Raw genomic sequence first — 22287 nt, forward strand, 5'->3', positions numbered from 1 at the left:
CCAATATTTTGAGCATTTGCAAAAATTAACCGTCCGTCATCCGCGAGTCGTGTGAACTATCAAGAATGGCGACTATTGTTTTCAATTCAGCAACAGAACGGGCGATTGACCAAGAGTGGGCGCAATTGTCGTTCAGTTACAGCAAGATAGTGGCAAAACCGCCCAATTCTCGCCACGTTCTGCATTTACCTTTAGTCAGTCCAATATTTCGAATGACCGTTCTGCCCGGTCCGGAAAGGGTATCGTTATGCGCAAGGTTCTCTGGAAGTCCAATGGCGACAATATAACGTCGGCTGACTGTACGCCAGCACAAACGAGAGGCTTCATTGACAGCGAAGATGGGTCGATGAGCATTCTCGCTCTATTTCTGTTCCTCATCATTGTCGCCGCAGCCGGGATCGGTGTGGACCTGATGAAGTATGAAAGAGAGCGCGCCGAATTGCAGTACACAATGGACCGCGCGGTATTGGCTGCGGCTGACCTTGATCAAAAGGTTGATGCCGAAACAGTCGTAAAGTCGTATCTCGACAAGGCGGATCTACTGGACAACCTCAAGGACGTCAAAGTGATTAACAGTACTGGTTACCGCCATGTTACTGCGTCGGCGGTTGCTGAGTTCCCGACTCATTTCATGCATTTGAGTGGCGTCGATAGCTTGAGCGCTCCAGCGCTCAGCTCCGCCGAGGAAAGTGTCGGTGCCGTCGAAGTGTCTCTGGTTCTGGATTTTTCCACATCCATGTATGGTCCGAAACTGGCAAACCTAAAGACTGCAGCCAAAAGCATTGTCACGCAGTTGGGCTTGAAGAATGGTCTTTGGAACAAAGAGGTGTCTTTCTCGATCATCCCTTACGCAAGCCAGGTGAACGTTGGCGCGGACATGATCAAGTACTATAATCTGGATCGTTTCCAGAACTATTCTCATTGCATCAACTTCGTCGATGACGAATTCAGCAAGCCGTATCTGTCGACAACCGAGTTGAGAGAGCAGACCGCGCACTTCGATCCCTACACGATGTCGAGGGAGCCAATTGAATACCCTGTCTGTCCAACTCGGGCTGGATCCGCAATCCTGCCATTCCAGAATGACGAAACCGTCATTCACAACTACATTGATGGTCTGACTGCCCTGAACCCGGCGGTGTGGGACGAGGACTCAAGTGAAGATACCGGTACCGACAATGGTGCCAACTGGGGTCTTGCCCTTCTCGACCCCGGCACGCGACCGGTGATCAACAGCTTGGCGCATGTTGACGGGATTGTGCCGACCATGTTTGACAACCGCCCAGTTGAGTATGGAACCAACGTCCTGAAGATCTTGATCATTATCTCAGACGGGGACAACACCGACCAGTTCATGCTGAATTCATCGCGCCGTACTACGACGTCGGACATCTGGTACAATCCGGACGCAACTGCTGACGAAGGCTATTTCTCGCTGTATCAATCAAGCGGTAGCAAAGAGTACTGGTGGCCACACGATCAAACCTGGCAGGATCATCCCTACGGCAACGGCGGCCAATACTGCACCGGAAAAGGCGGAAGCCGGACCTGCGTCGAACAACCTGCCGCCGACGAACCCGGTACTGCAGTACAGCTGACCTATGTGGAGCTTCTGAACCTCGTTTCGCTGGAGTATATCGAAAATGAGATCTTCGATACGCCAAACGCATACGGTGTGTGGGAAAGCGCGGCGTTCAGCAAGAAAGAATCCACAGCCAAGGACGCTCGCACCAAGCATGTCTGCAAGGCCGCCAAGGACGAAGGCGTGATCGTGTTCAGCGTCGGTGTCGACGTAGCCTCCAACGGTAAAAAGGTCTTGGAAGACTGTGCCAGCTCGGACAGCCACTATTACGACGCAACGGCTGTTGAACTTCCGGATGCTTTCACCTCGATCGGCTCGTCCGTCCGCATGCTGAGGCTCACCCAATGATCGGAAAACTGGTTTCTGCTCTGCGCAGCTTCCGAAACCGGGAAGACGGCACCGCAACGGTCGAGTTTGTGATCGTCTTCCCCGCTTTCATGGCCTTGATGCTGTCGGGGGTCGAGTTGGCCTTCGTCACACTCAACCACGCGACCTTGGAACGAGCGGTAGACCAAACGGTAAGGGACATCCGCTTGAACACCGGTGTCGTTTTGAACCACGATACGATCAAAAAGTCGATTTGCGAGCGTGCTATGTTCATTCGCAACTGTGAAAACAGCCTCAAACTGGAAATGATCAGCCAGGATCCGTTTGCCGCGGTTACGATACCGGCCGAGCCGGACTGTACCGACTTGTCAGAAGAACCGAGACCCGTACGCAATTTTGAGAATGGACAGGAAAACCAGCTGATGGTTCTACGCGCATGCGCAAAGATCAACCCCGTGTTCCCGACTTCAACAATGGGAAAGGCCCTGGCCAATCTGGAGGGTCAGTACGCCCTGACAGCGACAACTGTATTTGTACAAGAGCCGATCTAAGCCATGTTTATATCCCGCATGCAAACCCGAATGAAACGTTTCCGCAATGACGAGCAAGGTTCCATTGCGGTGGAATCCTTGATTATCTTGCCGATCCTTTTTTGGGCGGTGATGGCCGGATATACATTCTTTGAAGGTTATCGACAGAGCGCGTCGAACATCAAGGCGGCCTATACAATCGGAGACCTTCTGTCTCGAGAGACCCGCACCATCGACAATATCTACGTCGACTCGATGGAGGACATGTTCAAATTGATGGTGCGCAACGAAGCTGACCTGAAGATGCGGATTTCAGTCGTGGTATACGACGAGGCCACAGACAGCCACTCCGTATCCTGGTCAGCAATTCGCGGCGGATATACTGAGAAACTCGACGATGCAAACATCGTTTTTTACAAGGATTCCTTGCCAGCGATGGCGGATCAAAACACTCTGATTCTGGTCGAGACATCGAACACCTTTGTGCCGCCGTTCAGAGTTGGCCTTGACAACATCGATCTGAAGAACTTCGTTTTTACCCGTCCGCGCTTTACGGAAAACCTCAAGGGAAATGTCTAAATCCGCTCGGCAATCATCGCCGAAAGCACTTCGGACATGAACTTTGTCTGAGCACCCGGTGTAACACCTCCTACCCCAACGCGTCGACCAACGCGCCACCACAACCCCGGATGCCATGCGCGAAATCCGGGGTTTTTCGTCCGGATCAGAAAACCACTGGATGGCTTGAAGGCGAAAACACCCCGGTCAATTCCCTCGATTTCCGAGACCAGCGCAATCACTTCGCCTGAACTGGCTCGCAACTCCGTTTCCGTCAACTCGATCCGGTGGGACGTCGCCTGATACAGTCGTTGCGCAAGCCACAACGACAACGCACCGATCAAAATCAGAAAGACTTGCCAACCCAAGGCCGGCGGCTGTGATATGGCCACAAAAAACACCAAGAATCCGACAACGCTTAGAATAAGGACTCCCATCCAGCGCCTGGGCGCCGAAGCCTCGACAACTGCTAAAATCTCGTCTTGCATTCGGCCACTCCGGGTTGATCAGGCTTTCCAATACCCCAAACGACAACCAAGCAACAGCCTGACATTGTTCACCTTCCGCACTTCGCAAAATCGCACACTTTCGGTGAGCATCGGCCGATTGAAACCACCAAGATCATGATTACACTTAATGTCGCAAGATCCCACAAAGATCAGGAGGCACCATGTCAATCCGACCAATGCTTGAATCTAGAAAAGCGGTTCCAACGATGGAAGGGGCCGGTGTCAAACTTCACCGGGCATTTGGCTTTCAGGACCCGACTGAACTTGATCCGTTCCTGCTTTTTGACGATTTCAGAAATGATTTCCCCGAGGATTACCTTAAAGGGTTCCCGTGGCATCCCCATCGCGGTATCGAAACCATAACTTATGTTCTGGCTGGAACGGTGGAACACAGCGATTCGCTTGGTAATACTGGGTCTTTGGGCGCGGGCGATGTGCAATGGATGACAGCAGGGTCTGGAATCCTGCATCAGGAAATGCCCAAAGGGAACGCGACCGGGCAGATGCACGGCTTCCAATTGTGGGGAAACTTGCCCGCAAGCCAAAAAATGACAGCGCCACGTTATCAGGATATTCGTGGCACGGACATTCCTGAAATAACCGATGACGACGGCACCACTGTTCGTGTGATCGTCGGCTCATTCTGGGGCAAGACCGGACCGGTCGAGGGAATTGCCGCAGATCCGCAATATCTGGACATTTCTGTTCCTGCAGGCGTCAGGAAAACGTTCAAAATCGACACCTACTGCAAAGCCTTTGCCTATGTTTTCCAAGGTCAGGCTGCCTTTGCTGATGCATCGACACCGGTAGGCGTGCTGCTTGAAAAGGAGGTTGGCGGGCAAGAGGTCAATATTCGCGACATGTCGGGTGACCGAACGCTGATCCGGTTCGGCACTGGTGACGAAATCACGCTGCAGGCGGGGCCGGAAGGTGTGCGGTTCCTGCTGATTTCTGGCGCACCAATTGCAGAACCAGTGGCCTGGCACGGGCCGATCGTGATGAATACACGCGAGGAACTGCACCAGGCATTTCGTGACCTGCGAAACGGGACCTTTATTCATCCCACGCACTGAGGTGTGATATGATGGTTCTATATTCCCCTAAAACAGGGAGCCACCATGATCGTTCGTATCTTTCGCGCCGTTATCTTTGATGATCAGATCGAGAATTTCCGCCAGTTCATGCTCGAAACTGCAATGCCCTTAATGCACAAACAAAAGGGGCTCATTTCGATAACTCCATGCCTACCCCGACCGGAGTCTCCAAACGAGTTTTGCCTGGTGATGGTGTGGGAGTCGGTGGAGGCCCTGGCAGCTTTTGCCGGAGAGGAATGGCACCATCCACATATCATGCCCGAAGAGGAAGGCATTGTGAAAGAGCGGTTTCTACACCACTACGACTTGGCAGCGGAAACACCCTGATCAGGACGTCATGGCCTTTCGTACCATATCCCAATAGATCTTTTCGACCTGATCAAGCGACAACCTTCCTCCGCTACGATACCAGGTGTTCACGCCGTTGAGCATGGCGATCACGGCCAGCGTTGCGATCTTGGTGTCCGGAACAATGAAACAGCCCTCCTGCACGCCTCTCTTCAGAATGCCTTCAAGATCGTCCTCGTACCGGCGACGCAGTGCTTCGATCATTGCGAAATTCTCGGCCGTGAGATTGCGCAATTCCATATAGGCTATGAAAACCTCATCGGGCCGCTCCAGATGGAATCTGATGTGGAACCCCACGAATTGCTCCAAGTCCTCCAAAGCGTTGCCGGTGGCTAACCTTGTTTCGCGGGCGCGCAGCAACTCGTCCATGTGCCCGTGCATCAGGCGAAACAGCAGGCTCTGTTTGTCAGGGGTATAGTTGTACAGCGCACCGGCCTGCACTCCGACATCTTTTGCGATCTGCCGCATGGAAACCGCAGCATACCCGTGTTGTGCAAATAGACGTAGCGCCGCCTTTTGGATGCGCGGGCCAGTGATATCAGAATGGGAACCTTGAGTACGTGCCATTGGCGCAGGTTATATGAACATTCGTTCAAATAGAACCCCGCTTGAACCAGTCTGGAAAAGCGGGCATCAAGATATAACGCTCCTACGGAAGAGACTTCCATGAAACGGCTTATCTTTGCCATTCCTCTTGCCATGCTCGCTGGCTGTACGACGATTCCCGAGCTCACCGAAAGAGTCCCTCCCCAAATTAAGAATGCAGCTTATCCCGAGTTGGTTCCGTTGGAGGATGTCTTGGGGGCACCCGTCAATCCGCAAGAAGAAGCTACGGAACTGCAGAAACACCTACAGGCGCGGAGCGAGAGGCTGGCGTCAAAGGCACGCGAATTGCAATCCCCAGTTCTTGACGAAGCGGATCGGGACCGACTAGGTCACGAAATTACCCAATAAAACAGGCCTCAGCCGCATTGCACCCGTTCACCGAACCGGGTAAGGCAGCCCGCAACGGGCTTACAGTCAATGGCTGAAAATTCGAGCGGAAAAGGACCCAAAAAATGACACAGGCGCTGCGGCTTGGGATTGCTGGCTTGGGAACTGTCGGTGTCGGAGTTGTCAAGATTATCAGACGTCAGGCTGAAATGCTCAAGGCCCGCACAGGTCGACCGATCGAGATCGTGGCCGTATCGGCCCGAGATTCCGGAAAGGACCGGGGCATCAACCTGTCTGGCTATGCGTGGGAATCCGATCCCGTGGCCTTGGCCAAACGGGATGACATCGATGTTTTCGTCGAACTTATGGGTGGCGAAAACGGCCCTGCCAAAACCTCGGTCGAGGCTGCGCTGGCAACTGGCAAGGACGTGGTGACTGCCAACAAGGCGCTGCTTGCCATTCACGGTCTGGCATTGGCAGAAACAGCCGAAGCGGCAGGCCGCGTAATTCGTTTCGAAGCGGCTGTCGCCGGTGGCATCCCGGTCATTAAGGCGCTGACCGAGGGGTTGGCCGGCAACGAAATCACCCGTGTCATGGGCGTCATGAATGGGACCTGCAACTATATCCTGACACGCATGGAATCACAGGGGCTCGGCTACAACTCCTTGTTCGAAGAATGCGCCAAGCTCGGCTATCTAGAAGCAGATCCGAATCTTGACGTGGGCGGTATCGACGCCGCGCACAAGTTGACCCTGTTGTCGTCAATCGCATTTGGCACCAAGCCCGATTTTGATGGAATCGAGATCGAGGGCATCCAGCATATCAGCCTCGATGACATTCGTCAGGCGGCTGACATGGGATATCGAATCAAATTGTTGGGTGTCGCTCAGCGCAGCCCTCGCGGACTAGTCCAGCGGATGCAGCCATGCCTGGTGCCCAGCGACTCGCCGCTTGGTCAACTGGAAGGTGGCACCAACATGGTGGTCATCGAGGGCGACGCGGTTGAGCAAATCGTTCTGCGCGGTCCGGGAGCAGGCGAAGGTCCAACCGCGAGCGCGGTACTTGGCGACATTTGCGATCTCGCACGAGGTCTGCATATCCCCACCTTCGGACAACCCGCGAACACTTTGAAAGAAATGCTTCCGGCAAAAACAGGTCTGCCGGCCCCCTACTATCTGCGCCTGGCACTGGAAGACAAACCCGGCGCGTTGGCCAAAGTTGCTGCGATTCTTGGCAATGCGGGTGTTTCGATAGACCGAATGCGCCAATATGGGCACACCGAAAGCACCGCACCAGTTTTGATAGTCACACACAAAACCACTCGGGCAGCTCTGGATGTGGCCCTCGAAGGTTTCCGGGCAACCGATGTCGTCGCTGGGGAAGCGGTTGCGTTGCGGATCGAACAGGTCTGAGTGACCTCTCCTCTTGCGAGACCCGCCATCGGCGGGCTATGCCGATAGAAACGTCTGAATGACCGAAGGAAATTAGGGACATGAACGCAGCCAAGATCGAATTCAACGACCGGATGCTGTCACTGGGCCTTGCGCGGGTGGCAGAACAGGCCGCCCTGGCCTCCGCCTCTCTGGTGGGACGAGGTGACGAAAAGGCGGCGGATCAGGCTGCAGTGAATGCGATGCGCGAGCAATTGAACCTGCTCGATATCGCGGGCGTGGTGGTGATCGGCGAGGGTGAACGCGACGAGGCACCGATGCTCTATATCGGAGAAGAAGTAGGGACGGGCAATGGCCCGGGCGTCGACATCGCCCTAGACCCTCTCGAAGGCACCACGCTGACTGCCAAGGACATGCCGAACGCGCTGACAGTGATCGCCATGGGTCCGCGTGGTTCGATGCTGCATGCACCCGACGTCTACATGGACAAATTGGCAGTGGGTCCAGGCCTGCCGCAAGGCGTCGTCTCTCTGGACATGACACCGCGCGAACGGGTCGAAGCGCTGGCAAATGCCAAGGGCTGCAAGCCGTCAGACATCACCGTGTGCATTCTGGAACGACCCCGCCACGAAGCGATGATCGCCGAAGTTCGCGATACCGGCGCGGCCATCCGTCTGATCACCGATGGCGATGTCGCCGGCGTGATGCACTGTGCCGAAAGCGAGACGACCGGTATCGACATGTACATGGGTCAGGGCGGCGCACCCGAGGGCGTCCTGGCTGCAGCGGCACTTAAATGCATGGGAGGCCAAATTTTCGGCCGCCTCCTGTTCCGCAACGACGATGAACGTGGTCGTGCCGCCAAGGCCGGGATCACCGATCTTGACCGTATCTATTCGCGTGACGAGATGGTGACTGCGGATGTTATCTTTGCCGCAACCGGCGTGACCGGCGGTTCGCTTCTCCCGCGCATCAAACGCGAACCCGGTTGGGTAGAAACCACTACGTTGCTCATGCGCTCCAAAACCGGTTCGGTGCGTCGCATGTCCTATCGCACCCCGATGTGGTCGCACGATCCGGCATAACGCTTGCACTGCCGCTGTCAGCAGGCGTAAATGGCAAAACACGAGGGGCCGGGTCCGAAATGGGTCCGGCCTTGGTCTATGAGGTGCGGTTTGAGCTTTCTGGGTGTGGAACAGTCGTTGACCGGGCGGCGTTGGGTTGGTCCTTCGGTCGAGGTTGAACGCGCCTCTGAAATGATGGCGCAGCAAAGCGACTTGCCCAGGCCGGTTTGTCAGGTATTGGCGCGGCTCGGCGTGCCCCTGATCGAAGCCAAGAGTTTTCTCGAACCCAAACTCAAGGAATTGCTGCCCGACCCCCGTGCACTCAAAGACATGGAAAGGGCCGCCAAGAGGTTTCTGGATGCGGTTCGAAAACATCAAAAGATCGCCGTCTTTGCAGACTACGACGTGGACGGAGGCAGTTCGGCGGCACTGTTGCTCGTCTGGCTGCGGCACATGGGAATACATGCGACGCTTTACGTTCCCGACCGCATCGACGAGGGTTATGGACCCAATACCCCAGCAATGCAGGAGCTCGCCTCATCGCATGATCTGATCATCTGCGTCGATTGCGGCACCCTGAGCCATGAACCGATTGCTGCGGCACAGGGGGCCGATGTGATCGTCCTGGACCACCACTTGGGCGGCGAGGCTCTGCCCGACTGCGTTGCCGTGGTAAACCCGAACCGGCAGGACGAAAGTGGCGATCTGGGATATCTTTGCGCTGCTGGAGTAGTTTTCCTGATGCTTGTCGAGGCAGGCCGCCAGATGCGCGAAGCTGGCACCAATGGGCCGGATCTTTTGTCGCTGCTCGACCTGGTGGCCCTTGCCACAGTCGCGGATGTAGCACCGCTGATTGGGGCCAACCGGGCACTGGTTAGGCAGGGGTTGAAGGTGATGGCGCAGCGAAAGCGCCCTGGACTTGTGGCCCTGTCAGACATAGCTCGAATGGATGCGGCGCCCAATACATATCATCTTGGGTTTCTTTTAGGTCCTCGGGTAAATGCAGGCGGCCGGATCGGACAGGCCGACCTCGGCGCGCGCTTGCTTAGCACCGACTCGATGGTCGAAGCCGAAGCGCTGTCGCAACGACTGGACGAACTGAACACCGAGCGCCGCGATATTGAGAACATGGTGCGCGCTGCCGCTCTGACGCAGGCAGAGGACCGCGGGTTTGATGCCCCGTTGGTCTGGGCCGCTGGCGAAGGGTGGCATCCCGGTGTTGTCGGGATCGTCGCCTCTCGACTCAAAGAAGCTGCCAATCGCCCGGCCATCGTGATCGGGTTCGATGGCAGCGAAGGCAAGGGATCTGGGCGTTCGGTGTCGGGGATCGACCTAGGCGCATCAATCCAAAGACTTGCCGCCGAAGGACTGCTGGTCAAAGGTGGCGGTCACAAGATGGCTGCCGGACTGACCGTCCTGCGCGATCAACTTGAACCGGCAATGAAGCGATTGTCGGAATTGCTCTCGAAACAGGGAGCTGGTCAGGGTGGCCCTGCCGATCTGAAGCTCGACGGCACCTTGATGCCGGGAGCTGCAACAGTGGACCTGGTAGAACAGATCGAACAAGCAGGCCCGTACGGGGCCGGTGCCCCTGCCCCACGCTATGCCCTACCTGACTTGCAAATCCGCTTTGCCAAACGCGTCGGAGAGAGCCACCTGAAGCTGTCTCTATCCGATGGTATGAGCGGGGGATTGGACGCAATCGCCTTTGCCGCCTTTGACAGCTCGATGGGGGACAGGTTGACCAATCATGGTGGGGCGCGGTTCCATTTTGCAGGGCGGCTGGAGGTCAACTCCTGGGGTGGTCGGCAAACTGTGCAACTACGGATCGAAGACGCGGCTGAGGCAGCTTTGTCGTGATTTTCTTCCTGATTGCAGAGGCGTAAAAAAGTTTCTCCGCACCGCATTTTTCGGCTTGCGGGGGAACTGCGTAATACGTAAAAGGCCCTCCACAAGCCACCGTGGCCCGTTCGTCTATCGGTTAGGACGCCAGGTTTTCAACCTGGAAAGAGGGGTTCGATTCCCCTACGGGCTGCCACATGTGCTTGTCTTGGACCAAGAAATGGCCCGTTCGTCTATCGGTTAGGACGCCAGGTTTTCAACCTGGAAAGAGGGGTTCGATTCCCCTACGGGCTGCCATTGGCCGCAACCTTTCAAACAGACAGCTTTTTGGATCCCGATCTAGCAGCTGACCGGTTTTGCCTTTACGATAAAAAAACCCGGGCCAGCGCGGCCCGGGTTCGTTTTGGTCGCAAGGATTGTCCTACTCGTCGCTCTTCAGGCTGTTGGGATCGAACACATTTCCGAACCCACTGTTGTTCGACGGCTGTTCTTCGGTATTCGAAGAACTGTCATCCTCTTCACCAGTCAGCGATCCCGGCGCGAACACACCGCCAAAGCCAGAGTTGTTGGAACCAGACGGCGCCTGAGAGTCGTCCTCTTCCGTTCCCGGCGTCAGATCGTCCGGATCGAACACGCCTTCGAACCTGCGTTGACGACGCTCTTCGCGCTCCTGACGCAGTTTCTGAATACGCTCTTCAGCTTCAAGACGTTTCTGCTCTTTGACGTCCGCAATACATTGCGCAGGATTATAGACGGTTGCCGTGCCAACAACCGTGATCGTTGCGATGCAGAACATCACAAGGATAACAGCTGCCATATTGCCGGCAAAGAAGCTGGGCAGTTTGATCTTTCCCGCCAATTCCTCGACCGTTGCATTCTTGCGTGCAGCCGCCACCAATTCCTGACGCTTGATCTTGGTTTCGTTGAGAAGGGCAAAGAACACCGTCAGCACAACAATTATGAAGGCCAGCGCCGAAATCGCCGGAGTGATCCCGTAACGCACCTTTTGCGCCAGTTCGATCGTGAGCGTCGGATATTCGCCGAAGGTGAAGGTGGTGGTGTTGTAGTTCTCGAACGAGGCGAGAAACGCCAATACCGCTGCCGAGGCGATGGCCGGTCGCATGAACGGCAGAAGGATCTTGCGGAAGGCCTGAGCGTGACTTGCCCCAAGGTCAAGAGCCGCCTCTGTGAGCGCCACGTCATAACGCTGGAGCCGCGCCACGAGTACCAGCATGCAATAACTGGCGATGAACGTCGACTGACCTACCACTGTCAGGAAGATGCCATTCGACAGAAAGCTGTCGGCCCCCAAGCCCAGAACCCGGTTGATCCGATCCCAGAACACCAGTGTCGAGATACCCAATACCACGCCGGGGATCAGGATCGGTGCAATGATAATCGTATAGTAGGTGGCCCGAAGCTTGGGCCAGATCTGGGTGAGCATCAGCGCCCCAGCCAGACCCATCGCCACCGACAGAATGACCGTTCCAAGGCCAATGATCACCGAGTTCTTGATGCCATTCAGGATGCGATCATCCTGGAACAACGCGCCGAACCACTCGAACGTCAGACACTCCCAAGGCGTCATACTCGGGAACTCGGACGAGTTGAAGGCGGTGATCGACATGATCACCAACGGGCCCAAAAGATAGGCAAAGAATATCGCCAGATAGACCCAGATGCTTACACGAAGGATAGAGTTGTTCATTTCCCTATATCCCCCATGTTCACCTTGAACACTCGCATCATTGCCAGCACGAACAGGATACAGGTCACCAACAGCACGATCGCATAGGCTGCGCCTTGCGGCCAGTCGTTGTTGTCATTGAACTGCTGATAAATAAGTTGCGTGAACCACAGGGATGACGGACCGCCCAGAATTTGTGGCGCAGCCAGCGCACCGGCGCTGAGCATGAATACCATGGTACAGCCCGAGCTGATACCGGGTTTGGCGTATGGAATAACCACCCGCCAATGGATGCGCCACCAAGGTGCACCAAGATCCCGTGCAGCTTCGATCTGATTGCCGTCGAGGCTTTCGATCACGTTGTACATCGGGAAAATCATCAGCAGGATATAGGCGTAACCCAGACCGGCATAGAGCGCGATGTCGTTGCGGATGAAGTCAAAGGGCGTATCAAAGATACCTGTCCCTATCAGCAAAGTATTCAGCACCCCGGTCTCACCAAAGATGATACGCAAGGCAAATGCGCGCAGGATCTCGTTGATCCAATAAGGAATGATCAACATGATCGCGAAGACGCGGATCTGATTGCCTTTGGTCTGTCCAAGATAATAGGCAATCGGATAGCACAGGATCAGGTTGAAGATCGTCACACAAACTGCGGCAACAAGCGTGCGGAAAAAGACCTTGAGGTCGACGACGTTATAGTCCTGCCCGCCCCCTTCTGGTCCAAAAACGAGGTATTTATAGTTCTCCAGTGTATAGACGTCCTTTGGACCACCGATTTCTGGCGGCGGCAGGTTCGGACGGAATGAAAAGTCAAGCATCGACAGCTGTGGCAGGATGATCAGGCCGATGGTCCAGAACAGGACCAGACCCAGGATCGCAAGCCCCATGCCGAAGCCGTTGCGGTTGAAGAATTCCTTGAGGAAGCCGGGCATGATCTGGCCTCCTTATTCCGCAGCCAGTTCGCCGGCGGGCACGATAACCGCATTGCGGGTCTCGTATTCCAGCGTGATCATCTGGCCGGTATGATCGTCGAAGGATTGGCCAAGGTTGGGAATGGACACCTTGATTTCTTTGCCTCCTTCACCTGCGGTGAAAATGTTGAACGCATTTCCTTCGAACTCTTCGTGATTGACCCGCGCGGTAACAAAGTGCGTTCCCTTGGCACCATCCGGAGCGATAGCGAACGCTTCGGGGCGGATAAACATCATGGCGGCATCGCCCTCATTCATCTTGCCCCGATTGGCAGTCGATATTCGCGCAACCAGATCGCCCGAGCGGTTCGTCGAAATCATCGCCTCATTACCCATGATTTTCTTGATCTTACCGCGGAACACGTTGTTTTCGCCAACGAACGACGCAGCGAATGCCGTCGACGGATCGTTGTAGATCGATTTGCCATCACCGATTTGGTCGATCACACCGGCACGCATCACGGCGATGCTGTCCGACATGGTCAGTGCCTCGCCCTGATCGTGAGTGATATAGATGAACGTGATGCCCACGCGCTGCTGGATTTCGCGCAATTCAGTACGCATGTGCTGACGCAATTTCAGGTCGAGTGCGGAAAGAGGCTCGTCCAGCAGCAGCACATGCGGCTCGGCACATAACGCACGAGCGATGGCGACACGCTGGCGCTGGCCGCCTGAAAGCTCACTGGGAAGCTTGTCACCTTGTCCCGGCAGCGCAATCATGTCCAGCAGTTCGTCCGCGCGCTTGCGACGTTCAGCGGCACTGGCGCCCTTGATTTCCATCGAAAAGGTAATGTTCTCCCAAACTTTCATCAGCGGGAACAGCGCAAGGTTCTGAAAGATCAGCGCCGTCGGCCGCTTGTTCGGGCCGATCCCCTTCATGTTGTTGCCGCCGATCAGAACATTGCCCTCGGACGGTTCCAGAAAGCCCGAAACTGCGCGCAAGATTGTGGTCTTGCCACAGCCCGAAGGGCCTAGGAACGAAAAGAAATCGCCCCCGTTGATATTCACATTGGCGTCGCGCACGGCGACAAAGTCCCCGAAACGGATCCAAAGGTTTTCCAGATCGACTCCGACCCCAGCACTCATTTTTGGTTTCTCCCTGTGATGTCAGTCCGTTCATGCGGCGACATCTTTTGTTGCAGTGTGCAAGACGCACACAAAGAGGGCCCCCTGAACACGCAGGGGACCCATATTTGAAGCGATCAGGCGCTTACGAACTTGTTGACGAACTCGGTCCGCACTTCGGCATACCAGGGGGCTTCGGCCGGCCACGGGTTCAGGTTGGCCAGCGAGTCGCCCGGATAGGCTTCGGCAAAGTTCTTCTTGTAGACGTCGCCAGCGAATTGGTCGGCGCCCAGTACCGGCGAGTTGTAGCCGTGACTGTCGATGGCCACGCCGGCCGGTTCCTTGCGATAGGCGAACTCGATGAAAGCATAGATCTGATCCATGTTTTCTGCACCGGTAGGCATCGACATGCCATCAACCCACGCCATCGCGCCTTCGACCGGGGCTTGATAGTGGACCGGTTCGCCTGCGGCCTTAAGCGCCAGCGGAGGACCATCCCAAGTCTGACCGACCACAACACCTTCGTTCAACAGCCCGTTCTTCTGGGTGTCGGCGTCATTCCAGATCAGCTTGATGCGCGATTTGCGCGCGATGACCCAATCGGTGATCTGACCCCATACCTTACGCATGGTGTCTTCGTCATTATATGCAGACCAAACCGATCCAGGCTCCATCTCGCCTGCGCGTTCCATGTACAGGCCAGCACCCAGCATCATCGAATGCGCGCGCCCCATGGTCTTGCCAGCATTCTCTTCCGACCACACATCGCCGTACGATGGTGCATCGCCATCGGGAAGCCATAGATCGGTACGATAAGCGATGCCCTCGGTACCCCAGATGTGCGGCAGCCAGTGCACGCCGCTGCCGCCAAAATTCCAGGCATCGGTGCCGATTTTGGCCATGGCCGGGTTCACCGCGTCGATACCAACCTTACTCATGTCAAAGGGCTGCAGCAGTTCCAGCGGTTCCCACTGGAGCGAGCGATTGTTTGTAGGCGAAACAATATCGAAACCCTGCCCCTTGGTGGCCTTCATCTTGTTGATGATTTCCTCGTTCGACCCGATACCGGTATAGTTCACCTTGATACCGGTCTCTTTTTCGAACGCTTCAAGGAACGACGGTGGCAGATAGTCAGACCACATCAGGATGTTGATTTCACCCGACGAGGCCAGCGCGCTTTTCGAGTACAAAGGCGCTGCCAAAGCGGCTGCACCTGCACTCTTCAAGACACTGCGTCGAGTTACGTTAGATTTTGAAGCCATTTTTATTCTCCCATTTTGGACTGTTTTGGCTAGTTTGTTGTTGTTGTCAGATGATGACGTTTTCATGAAGTTTCCTAGTGTCTTTTACCTTCCTGAAGTGACAGTTGGATATTTCCATAAGTCCAGTTTACGTAAGGACTCAATTCTTAGTGAAATATTGCATTGGTCATCTACCTTTGCAAACCCGCTGGCCACTTCCCCGCACATGCCCGCTTAACCTTTTTCAATTATTTGAAAAGTTTGCAGCAGATTATTGATGCGCAGCTCATGATCGGCTTGCATTCTTTTTGGGTTTCTTGGATCGGTGGTTCTCCATTGAGGTTTCCACTATCCATCTCACCTGTTCCGTCATGCACTCAGTTTCAAACAGATCAACTTGCAAGGTCAACACAATTGAGAGCAACCGTCAGTCGCTGCATTCGCCAGTTTTGGGACATCGGGCAAAGAATAAACACCGGCGGCGCGCGTTTCACCCAAAGTGATCTCCCATAACGCAGTATTGGGGCATGCAACAAACTTCTTTCGCGTCGGGAAATTCAGGCTGGCGAGCCTACACGCCGGCCCGATTCACCCACGTGTTTCAATTCACAAGGCGGTTCTGAACAAGCCATTCAGGTTTTCTTCGGTCAACTTGATCGGGTTCCCGCCGCAGGACGGATCGGTGATGGCACCTTTAACCAACTCTGGAATGGACCCCTCTGTCACCCCCAGTTCAGACAGTCTGCGCGGGATGCCGAAGCTGTCGTTGAATTCCTGCACAAAGGCGCGGAACCCGTCAAAGCCGCCATCGATGCCCAGATAGGCGGCCGCCTGCTGGAACCGGTCTGCAATGGTCGGGGCGTTGAAGTCCAGAACTGCAGGCATGCAAACGGCGTTGGTGGTGCCGTGATGGGTGTTGAACACCGCACCGATGGGGTGGCTCATGGCGTGGATCGCGCCCAGCCCCTTCTGGAAGGCGGTTGCGCCCATGGCCGCTGCGCTCATCATCTGGGCGCGGGCCTCAATGTCGCTGCCATCTGCGTAAGCGCGCGGCAGATATTCTTTCACCAAGCGCATACCTTCCAGCGCGATGCCCTGGCTCATCGGGTGATAATGCGGGCTCGAATAGGCTTCGACGCAATGCGCGAAGGCGTCCAGACCGGTGCCTGCGGTGATGAATTTGGGCATCCCAACCGTCAGTTCAGGATCGCAGATCACCACCGTCGGCAGGACCTTGGGGTGGAAGATGATCTTCTTGGCGTGGGTCTCGGAATTTGTAATGACGCTGGCGCGGCCAACCTCGGACCCGGTCCCCGCAGTCGTCGGAACCGCAATGATCGGCGCGATTGCATCCGCGTCGGCGCGGGTCCACCAGTCGCCGATATCCTCAAAGTCCCACACGGGCCGCGTCTGGCCGCACATGAAGGCGACCATCTTGCCCAGGTCCAGCCCCGAGCCGCCGCCAAAGGCAATCACACCATCGTGCCCACCGGCCTTGTATGCCGCAACGCCTGCGTCGAGGTTTTTCTCATTTGGGTTAGGGTCCACGTCACTGAATACACCGCGGCCCAGACCAGCCGCCGCCATGATATCCAGCGTCGCCGCAGTGATCGGCAGATCGGCCAACCCCTTGTCCGTGACCAGCAGGGGTTTCTTCATACCGGCTGTGGCACAGGCTGCGGGCAGTTCCTTGATGCGCCCGGCACCAAATTTGATTGCGGTCGGATAGGACCAGTTTCCAACAAGTGACATGTCAGGTTTCCTTTGTGATATGAGACCTGCTCGGGCGAGGGGGTCAGACCCGAGCAGGCCGTCGTCCTTAGCCCGTGACCTTCTTCAGGTGGTAGGATTTGGGACGGGTGAGATTGTGATAGCCGATGACCGAAAGACCACCGCCGCGCCCGGTATTCTTGCAACCGGTCCAGCACAGGCCAGGGTCCAGATAGTCGGCCCGGTTCATGAAGACGGTGCCGGTCTCGATCTGGTCGCCCACACGCGCCGCGCGATCCACATCGCGGGTCCATAGGCTGGAAGTCAGGCCAAATTCGCTGTCATTCATCAGCGCGATGGCCTCAGCATCCGAGGACACTTTCATGATGCCCACTACAGGCCCAAAGCTTTCATCCCGCATCACCCGCATGTCATGGGTCACATTGGTCATGATCTGCGGCGTGAGATATGCGCCGCCGTCATCCTCGGGGAAGGGGGCGATCTGCGCGACCGCACCGGCCTCAACCGCTTCGGCAATCTGGGCGCGCACCTCGTCAGCGAAACGCACATTGGCCATCGGACCAATGGTTGTTTCGGCGTCCAGCGGATTGCCCAGTTTGTAGCCTTTCACGATCTCAACAGCCTTGGCGACAAAGTCATCATAAAGGCTTTCGTGAACGTAAATCCGCTCGATCCCACAGCAACACTGGCCCGAATTGAACATCGCGCCATCGATCAATGTATCAACCGCTGCGTCCAGGTCGGCGTCGTCCATGACATAACCCGGATCCTTGCCCCCAAGTTCGGTGCCGACTCCGGTGAAGGTGCCCGCTGCCGCACGCTCCATGGCCTGACCGCCACTGACCGAACCGGTGAAGTTCACAAAGTCGAATGCGTTGCCCGCAATCAGATCATTGGTCACGTCGTGGCTGAGGAATACATTCTGGAACACGTCTTCAGGCACCCCCGCCGAATGGAACGCCTGCGCCATCCGCTCACCAACCAACAAAGTCTGGGTCGCGTGTTTCAGAACAACCGTGTTGCCCGCGATCAGCGCGGGCGCCACCGTGTTGATCGCCGTCATGTAAGGATAGTTCCAGGGTGCAACAACAAAGACCACCCCGTGAGGAATGCGCTTGATATAGCGTTTGAAAGTCTCGTCTTCGCCCACGGCAATATCGGCCAGTGACGCTTCGGCAATCTCCGCCATATGGCTGGCACGTTCGCTGAAGCCACCAAACTCGCCGCCATAGCGCACCGGGCGGCCCATCATATGCGCCAGTTCCGGAACGATCTCATCATTCATCGCGCCGACGGCCGCGACGCCCGCCAAAACGAGGTCAATACGGTCCTGCAAGGGCCGCGCCGCCCAATCCGCCTGTGCTTTGCGCGCGCGCGCTGCGGCTGCAAAGGCAGCCGCCCGCGGCAGTACTTCTCGTTCCGCAAATACCGATCCATCGATCGGCGAGACACATTGCAACATCTGCCCCATAGTCACTCCATCTCTAAAGAGAGCAGGATCCCTGCTTCATCTGGCCATAAATATCCCGGGGGTCGCCTTTGTTTGCGCCATTGGTCCGAGCAGACAATGGCGACGGGCAGGACCCCCGGCCGCGCCTGATCTCAGGCCCGCTCAAACCCGCGGGCAATTTCCCAATCGGTTACCACGCGTTCGAATTCCTCGATTTCGACCTCAGCCGCGCGGGTATAGTGATCGACAACGTCATCGCCCATCGCCGCGCGCAGCATCTGTGATCCGTGCAAAGCGTTGCGTGCATCCTTCAATGTACCCGGGATCTTTCCCGTCTCGCCCTGATAGACATCACCCTTTGTCGGCGGCTGCAACTCCAGCCCTTCTTCGATCCCCGCGATCCCGGCCGCCAGCATCCCTGCAATCGCCAGATAGGGGTTCATATCCGACCCCGGAATACGGCACTCGACCCGTATCGCCTTGGTGCCATCCCCGCACAGGCGGTACCCGGCCGTGCGGTTGTCTACCGACCAGATGATCCGCGTCGGTGCAAAAGTGCCCTTCATGAACCGCTTGTAGCTGTTGATGTACGGAGCCATGAAATACGTGTAATCGGCGGCATATTTCAGAAGACCGGCCATATAGCTTTTCATCAGCGCCGACATGCCCAGTTCATCCCCGGCATCATAGAAGGCAGGTTTGCCATCCGCCCATAGCGACTGATGCACATGAGACGAACTGCCCACCCTTTCATGATGCCATTTCGGCAGAAAGGTCGCCGCATGACCCTGCTGCCAGGCGATTTCTTTCACCGCGTTCTTGGCGATCGAGTGATACTCTGCCGTGTCCATCGCAGGCGCGTATTTGATGTTCAGCTCTTCCTGCCCGGCCTCGGCTTCACCTTTGGTGTTCTCGACCGGAATGCCCGCATCCCACAGGTGGTTCCGGATCGGGCGCATCACATGCTCTTCCTTGGTGGTCTGCAGAATGTGATAATCTTCGTTATAACCCGAGATCGGCTCCAGATCGCGGAACCCTTCCTTGCGGATCGCATCAAAGCTTTTCGCGAACAGGAAGAATTCCAGTTCGGTGGCACACATCGCCTCATACCCCATCGCCTTCAGGCGGTTCACCTGTTTCTTCAGGATCGAGCGCGGCGCATGGGGTACCTCTTCGTGGGTGTGGTGATCCAGAACGTCACACAAAACCATCACCGTGCCTTCGAGCCAGGGCACCGGGCGCAGCGTGTCCAGATCGGGCTTCATGACATAATCGCCATACCCCCGCTCCCAGCTTGTGGACGCGAACCCGCTGGGCGTGGCCATCTCAAGGTCGGTGGCCAGAAGGTAGTTGCAGCAATGGGTTTCTTCCCATGCGCCTGCCACAAAATGACCGGCATGGAACCTTTTGCCCATCAAACGGCCCTGCATGTCCACCATGCAAACCAGGACAGTATCCACTTCCCCGGTCGAAACCTGTGTCTTGAGATGTTCGAAGGTGAGTGTTGCGCTCACGATGCGTCCTCCCTGATCGCAATGTCCTTCAGCGCCGGCTCAAGCAGCGCCAATATTTCCCGTGCCATGTCGGCAACCTGCTCATCGGTGCGCAACAGATCGTTGCGTACTTCAATCATCACATTGGCCAAGCCCCGGCTCAGAGCGTGCAGGCGCAGCGAATGGGTCACGCCGTCGGACGGACCATAAGGTTCGTTCCTTTCGATCTGGCGGTGTGGAATGCGATCAGCGTGGCCCAGCATCGCATCCACCAACCGGCTGTCTTCATCATGAAGCAAACCCAGTTCCACCTTGCGCGCCTGCCCAAAGTAAACCCGCGTGAAGGAATGCACCGTCACCACCACCGTGTCCGGTCCGCGTGCCTCCAGCACCTGAGAGACTGCAATGCAAAACGGGCCGTAAACTGCCGCCGTGCGGGCGTCCCGGTCTGCTTGAGTGAGATTGCGGTTGCCCGGCACTTCGATCAACTCAGATTTCTCGGGTATGGCACTTGGCGCTTCGGGTGGGCGGTTACAGTCGTAGACCAGCCGCGACACCGTCGAAGCCACTCCGACCGCATCCAGCGCCTCGGATAAAAGCAGCGTCAAGGCACGCGCGCCCGGATCCCATGCAGCGTGGCTGAGGCGCTCAACGTCAGACAAACCCAAACCGTCATACTCGTCTGGAATCCTATTGCTGGCATGTTCGCACAGAAGCACAACCTGCCCTTTCCCCGTTGCATTCAGTATCTCGAACGGAGCCGTCATTCCTGATCCTCCGAATGCATCTGCCTGTCACTTCTCGGCATATCTTCGATCAAACGAGTTTCCAGCAATTGCCCATTGCGATACAGGATCGGATAGGCCACCGCCGCAATATGGCTGTTGAACTCACGAAGCGCGCGCAGGGTTTCCAGATGGATGTCGCTGGTCTCAAAACTCTCTGTTGTGCCGTGCTGCAGACGTTTGAGATGGCGCTTGCGGCTGTCACGCTCGGCACGTTTGATCTCGGTTTTTTCCAGGCTTAATAGACGGGCGCTTTCCAGATCGTCCGAGATCAACACGTTCGAAGCCAGCTTCAGGTTCGCAACGATGCCTTCATGCATGTGCACCAGTTCCATCCACCCTTCCTGCGAGAACGAAGCGCCTTTTTTTCGCATCTCTCCGGCCAGAACCGTCAGACGTTTGGCGACCACGTCGCCCGCAGTCTCAAGCCTGATGGCATATTCCATCAGATCACGGGCGATCTTGGCGTTTTCCTTTCCGAATCCCTCTGTCGGGATCGACGCAACATAAGACCGGATGCCCGACAGACAGTCATTCACATCGTCATCGATCACCTGCACCGCGCGGATCTGTTCCTTGTCGCCGCTGCGATACAGTTCCAAGGCAGGTTCGAACATGGACTGTACCAGATCGCTCATCCGCAGCAATTCTCGCTTGAGCCCGGCCAAAGCTTGAGAGGGATTGGTCAGGACACGCTTGTCCAGCGCGCTGTGCGGTCGTCCGGGTTGCAACTTGGCGCTGTCCCTGTTGGGTTCGGGAATAAGCCGCTCGAACGGGGCCTGCAAGCGACCGCAAAACGGGATTGCCAGAACAAGCAATGATGCGTTGAAGACAAGGTGTGCGTTCACCAGCATCTGCCCCCCTTGCAGATCACCCAGAAGACCGCTGCGCAGTGCGATATTGGCGGCGAACAAGGTAACTACCGCCCAGCTGCCGCGCAGAAACAGGTTGGCGAACGGGATGCGGCGTGCGGAAAGGCTCATCCCCCGGGTCAGCCAGACCGGAATGAAAGCCGAACCGAAATTCGCCCCCAGCATCAGTGACAATCCGGCGGCAAAGGGAATAGCGCCGATCTGCACCAGCGTCACGCACATCAAAATCGCCGCCACCGAGGAATGCATGACAAAGGCCAATGCGCCGCCGACCAGAAACGCAGTTATATAGTCACGCGCCAGATAATCCGCGATTGCGGGCAGAAAGGCGCTGTCGCGGATCGGGTCCATCGCTTCGCGCAGGAAGCGCAGCGAGATAAGAATGAACGCAACCCCCATCAGGATACGCCCAAGTTGCCGCGCCTTCTTGGCCTCTGTCTTGACAAACAGATAGCCACCAATGGCCAACAAAACCGGCACAAGCCAATCCAGCTCGAATGACAGGATCTGAATAATCAGCGCCGAACCCAGGTCTCCACCCAACACGATGGCAAGCCCGGCTGGAAATGTCAGAATACCGCTGGCGGCAAATCCCGAGGACAACAATGCCACCGCCGCCGAACTTTGCAGCACGATGGCCATGACAATCCCGACAAGCGACGCTTGGGCATAGCTGCGCTGACCGGTCATGACACGTTGAAACGACGCGCCATAGCTGCGCTCGATCCCCGTGCGCACCATCCGCACTGCATAGAGCAGCAGCATTGTCGCTCCGGCCAGGCTTATGATGAAACTGACAATCGCCATA

General features: G+C 56.4%; 20 protein-coding genes and 2 tRNA genes. 11 read left to right on the forward strand and 11 right to left on the reverse strand.

Annotation, left to right across the window (positions count from 1 at the left end; genetic code table 11):
• Nucleotides 1–247 precede the first annotated feature (247 nt).
• Genes AC2FLX_RS03960 through AC2FLX_RS03970 form a run of 3 tightly spaced genes read left to right on the forward strand, consistent with a single transcriptional unit; the run spans nucleotide 248 to nucleotide 3018 of the window.
• Nucleotides 248–1930, forward strand: coding sequence for a Tad domain-containing protein (locus AC2FLX_RS03960; protein WP_480749839.1), 1683 nt, complete (start codon nucleotides 248–250; stop codon nucleotides 1928–1930).
• Nucleotides 1927–2460, forward strand: a complete 534-nt coding sequence (locus AC2FLX_RS03965) for a TadE/TadG family type IV pilus assembly protein (protein ID WP_480749838.1) — start codon at nucleotides 1927–1929, stop codon at nucleotides 2458–2460. Before AC2FLX_RS03960 ends, AC2FLX_RS03965 begins: the two co-directional genes overlap by 4 nt.
• A 30-nt stretch (nucleotides 2461–2490) precedes the next feature.
• Nucleotides 2491–3018, forward strand: coding sequence for a TadE/TadG family type IV pilus assembly protein (locus tag AC2FLX_RS03970; RefSeq protein WP_496809874.1), 528 nt, complete (start codon nucleotides 2491–2493; stop codon nucleotides 3016–3018).
• Here the strand turns inward: AC2FLX_RS03970 and AC2FLX_RS03975 are convergent.
• Nucleotides 3015–3485, reverse strand: a complete 471-nt coding sequence (locus tag AC2FLX_RS03975; RefSeq protein WP_496743991.1) for a hypothetical protein — start codon at nucleotides 3483–3485, stop codon at nucleotides 3015–3017. The genes AC2FLX_RS03970 and AC2FLX_RS03975 overlap by 4 nt on opposite strands.
• Before the next feature lie 182 nt (nucleotides 3486–3667).
• Between AC2FLX_RS03975 and AC2FLX_RS03980 the strand changes: the two genes are divergently transcribed.
• Both AC2FLX_RS03980 and AC2FLX_RS03985 read left to right on the forward strand, forming a co-directional pair.
• Nucleotides 3668–4579, forward strand: coding sequence for a pirin family protein (locus AC2FLX_RS03980; protein WP_496809873.1), 912 nt, complete (start codon nucleotides 3668–3670; stop codon nucleotides 4577–4579).
• Nucleotides 4580–4624: 45 nt separating this feature from the next.
• The gene (locus AC2FLX_RS03985) at nucleotides 4625–4927 is read left to right on the forward strand and encodes an antibiotic biosynthesis monooxygenase family protein (protein WP_480749834.1); all 303 of its coding nucleotides are present in this window, start codon (nucleotides 4625–4627) and stop codon (nucleotides 4925–4927) included.
• On the opposite strand, the gene AC2FLX_RS03990 is transcribed toward AC2FLX_RS03985, so the two are convergent.
• Nucleotides 4928–5515, reverse strand: a complete 588-nt coding sequence (locus tag AC2FLX_RS03990) for a TetR/AcrR family transcriptional regulator (RefSeq protein WP_480749833.1) — start codon at nucleotides 5513–5515, stop codon at nucleotides 4928–4930.
• Nucleotides 5516–5614: 99 nt separating this feature from the next.
• Between AC2FLX_RS03990 and AC2FLX_RS03995 the strand changes: the two genes are divergently transcribed.
• From AC2FLX_RS03995 to AC2FLX_RS04020, 6 genes are all read left to right on the forward strand, one after another.
• Complete coding sequence (locus AC2FLX_RS03995; protein ID WP_480749832.1) at nucleotides 5615–5902, forward strand: hypothetical protein; 288 nt, start codon at nucleotides 5615–5617, stop codon at nucleotides 5900–5902.
• A gap of 104 nt (nucleotides 5903–6006) precedes the next feature.
• Complete coding sequence (locus AC2FLX_RS04000) at nucleotides 6007–7293, forward strand: homoserine dehydrogenase (protein ID WP_480749831.1); 1287 nt, start codon at nucleotides 6007–6009, stop codon at nucleotides 7291–7293.
• 80 nt (nucleotides 7294–7373) lie between these two features.
• On the forward strand, nucleotides 7374–8357 hold the full coding sequence (gene glpX / locus AC2FLX_RS04005; protein WP_480749830.1) for a class II fructose-bisphosphatase: 984 nt from the start codon (nucleotides 7374–7376) through the stop codon (nucleotides 8355–8357).
• 90 nt (nucleotides 8358–8447) lie between these two features.
• Nucleotides 8448–10196, forward strand: a complete 1749-nt coding sequence (gene recJ / locus AC2FLX_RS04010) for a single-stranded-DNA-specific exonuclease RecJ (protein ID WP_480749829.1) — start codon at nucleotides 8448–8450, stop codon at nucleotides 10194–10196.
• Nucleotides 10197–10299: 103 nt separating this feature from the next.
• Nucleotides 10300–10374, forward strand: a tRNA-Glu gene (locus tag AC2FLX_RS04015).
• A 26-nt stretch (nucleotides 10375–10400) separates the two neighbouring features.
• A tRNA-Glu gene (locus AC2FLX_RS04020) sits at nucleotides 10401–10475 on the forward strand.
• Between the two features lie 124 nt (nucleotides 10476–10599).
• Here AC2FLX_RS04020 and AC2FLX_RS04025 read toward each other — a convergent pair.
• The 9 genes from AC2FLX_RS04025 to AC2FLX_RS04065 all read right to left on the reverse strand — a co-directional run bounded on the left by AC2FLX_RS04025 (nucleotide 10600) and on the right by AC2FLX_RS04065 (nucleotide 22286).
• Entirely contained in the window at nucleotides 10600–11886 is a 1287-nt protein-coding gene (locus tag AC2FLX_RS04025) for an ABC transporter permease (protein WP_496809872.1), read from the reverse strand.
• Nucleotides 11883–12803: an ABC transporter permease gene (locus AC2FLX_RS04030; RefSeq protein ID WP_480749811.1), complete on the reverse strand. Its 921-nt coding sequence runs from the start codon at nucleotides 12801–12803 to the stop codon at nucleotides 11883–11885. The genes AC2FLX_RS04025 and AC2FLX_RS04030 overlap by 4 nt, the downstream gene beginning before the upstream one ends.
• A gap of 12 nt (nucleotides 12804–12815) precedes the next feature.
• A complete protein-coding gene (locus AC2FLX_RS04035) occupies nucleotides 12816–13928 on the reverse strand; it encodes an ABC transporter ATP-binding protein (RefSeq protein ID WP_480749810.1) in 1113 nt (370 codons plus the stop codon).
• 116 nt (nucleotides 13929–14044) lie between these two features.
• Nucleotides 14045–15169 (reverse strand): extracellular solute-binding protein, encoded by a 1125-nt coding sequence (locus AC2FLX_RS04040; protein ID WP_496744000.1) that lies wholly within the window; start codon nucleotides 15167–15169, stop codon nucleotides 14045–14047.
• Between the two features lie 585 nt (nucleotides 15170–15754).
• Nucleotides 15755–16900, reverse strand: a complete 1146-nt coding sequence (locus AC2FLX_RS04045) for an iron-containing alcohol dehydrogenase (RefSeq protein ID WP_496809871.1) — start codon at nucleotides 16898–16900, stop codon at nucleotides 15755–15757.
• A 67-nt stretch (nucleotides 16901–16967) separates the two neighbouring features.
• Entirely contained in the window at nucleotides 16968–18350 is a 1383-nt protein-coding gene (locus tag AC2FLX_RS04050) for an aldehyde dehydrogenase family protein (protein WP_496809870.1), read from the reverse strand.
• Between the two features lie 131 nt (nucleotides 18351–18481).
• Nucleotides 18482–19843, reverse strand: coding sequence for a glutamine synthetase family protein (locus AC2FLX_RS04055; RefSeq protein ID WP_496744005.1), 1362 nt, complete (start codon nucleotides 19841–19843; stop codon nucleotides 18482–18484).
• Entirely contained in the window at nucleotides 19840–20589 is a 750-nt protein-coding gene (locus AC2FLX_RS04060; RefSeq protein WP_496744007.1) for an N-formylglutamate amidohydrolase, read from the reverse strand. Before AC2FLX_RS04060 ends, AC2FLX_RS04055 begins: the two co-directional genes overlap by 4 nt.
• The gene (locus tag AC2FLX_RS04065; protein WP_496809869.1) at nucleotides 20586–22286 is read right to left on the reverse strand and encodes a Na/Pi cotransporter family protein; all 1701 of its coding nucleotides are present in this window, start codon (nucleotides 22284–22286) and stop codon (nucleotides 20586–20588) included. Before AC2FLX_RS04065 ends, AC2FLX_RS04060 begins: the two co-directional genes overlap by 4 nt.
• Nucleotide 22287 lies beyond the last annotated feature (1 nt).

This window comes from Ruegeria sp. YKSF57 (assembly GCF_059612585.1).

Coding starts and splice junctions, on each gene's coding strand:
- AC2FLX_RS03960 (WP_480749839.1), top strand. CDS start 248: ATGCGCAAGGTTCTCTGGAAGTCCAATGGCGACAATATAACGTCGGCT.
- AC2FLX_RS03965 (WP_480749838.1), top strand. CDS start 1,927: ATGATCGGAAAACTGGTTTCTGCTCTGCGCAGCTTCCGAAACCGGGAA.
- AC2FLX_RS03970 (WP_496809874.1), top strand. CDS start 2,491: ATGAAACGTTTCCGCAATGACGAGCAAGGTTCCATTGCGGTGGAATCC.
- AC2FLX_RS03975 (WP_496743991.1), bottom strand. CDS start 3,485: ATGCAAGACGAGATTTTAGCAGTTGTCGAGGCTTCGGCGCCCAGGCGC.
- AC2FLX_RS03980 (WP_496809873.1), top strand. CDS start 3,668: ATGTCAATCCGACCAATGCTTGAATCTAGAAAAGCGGTTCCAACGATG.
- AC2FLX_RS03985 (WP_480749834.1), top strand. CDS start 4,625: ATGATCGTTCGTATCTTTCGCGCCGTTATCTTTGATGATCAGATCGAG.
- AC2FLX_RS03990 (WP_480749833.1), bottom strand. CDS start 5,515: ATGGCACGTACTCAAGGTTCCCATTCTGATATCACTGGCCCGCGCATC.
- AC2FLX_RS03995 (WP_480749832.1), top strand. CDS start 5,615: ATGAAACGGCTTATCTTTGCCATTCCTCTTGCCATGCTCGCTGGCTGT.
- AC2FLX_RS04000 (WP_480749831.1), top strand. CDS start 6,007: ATGACACAGGCGCTGCGGCTTGGGATTGCTGGCTTGGGAACTGTCGGT.
- glpX (WP_480749830.1), top strand. CDS start 7,374: ATGAACGCAGCCAAGATCGAATTCAACGACCGGATGCTGTCACTGGGC.
- AC2FLX_RS04025 (WP_496809872.1), bottom strand. CDS start 11,886: ATGAACAACTCTATCCTTCGTGTAAGCATCTGGGTCTATCTGGCGATA.
- AC2FLX_RS04030 (WP_480749811.1), bottom strand. CDS start 12,803: ATGCCCGGCTTCCTCAAGGAATTCTTCAACCGCAACGGCTTCGGCATG.
- AC2FLX_RS04035 (WP_480749810.1), bottom strand. CDS start 13,928: ATGAGTGCTGGGGTCGGAGTCGATCTGGAAAACCTTTGGATCCGTTTC.
- AC2FLX_RS04040 (WP_496744000.1), bottom strand. CDS start 15,169: ATGGCTTCAAAATCTAACGTAACTCGACGCAGTGTCTTGAAGAGTGCA.
- AC2FLX_RS04045 (WP_496809871.1), bottom strand. CDS start 16,900: ATGTCACTTGTTGGAAACTGGTCCTATCCGACCGCAATCAAATTTGGT.
- AC2FLX_RS04050 (WP_496809870.1), bottom strand. CDS start 18,350: ATGGGGCAGATGTTGCAATGTGTCTCGCCGATCGATGGATCGGTATTT.
- AC2FLX_RS04060 (WP_496744007.1), bottom strand. CDS start 20,589: ATGACGGCTCCGTTCGAGATACTGAATGCAACGGGGAAAGGGCAGGTT.
- AC2FLX_RS04065 (WP_496809869.1), bottom strand. CDS start 22,286: ATGGCGATTGTCAGTTTCATCATAAGCCTGGCCGGAGCGACAATGCTG.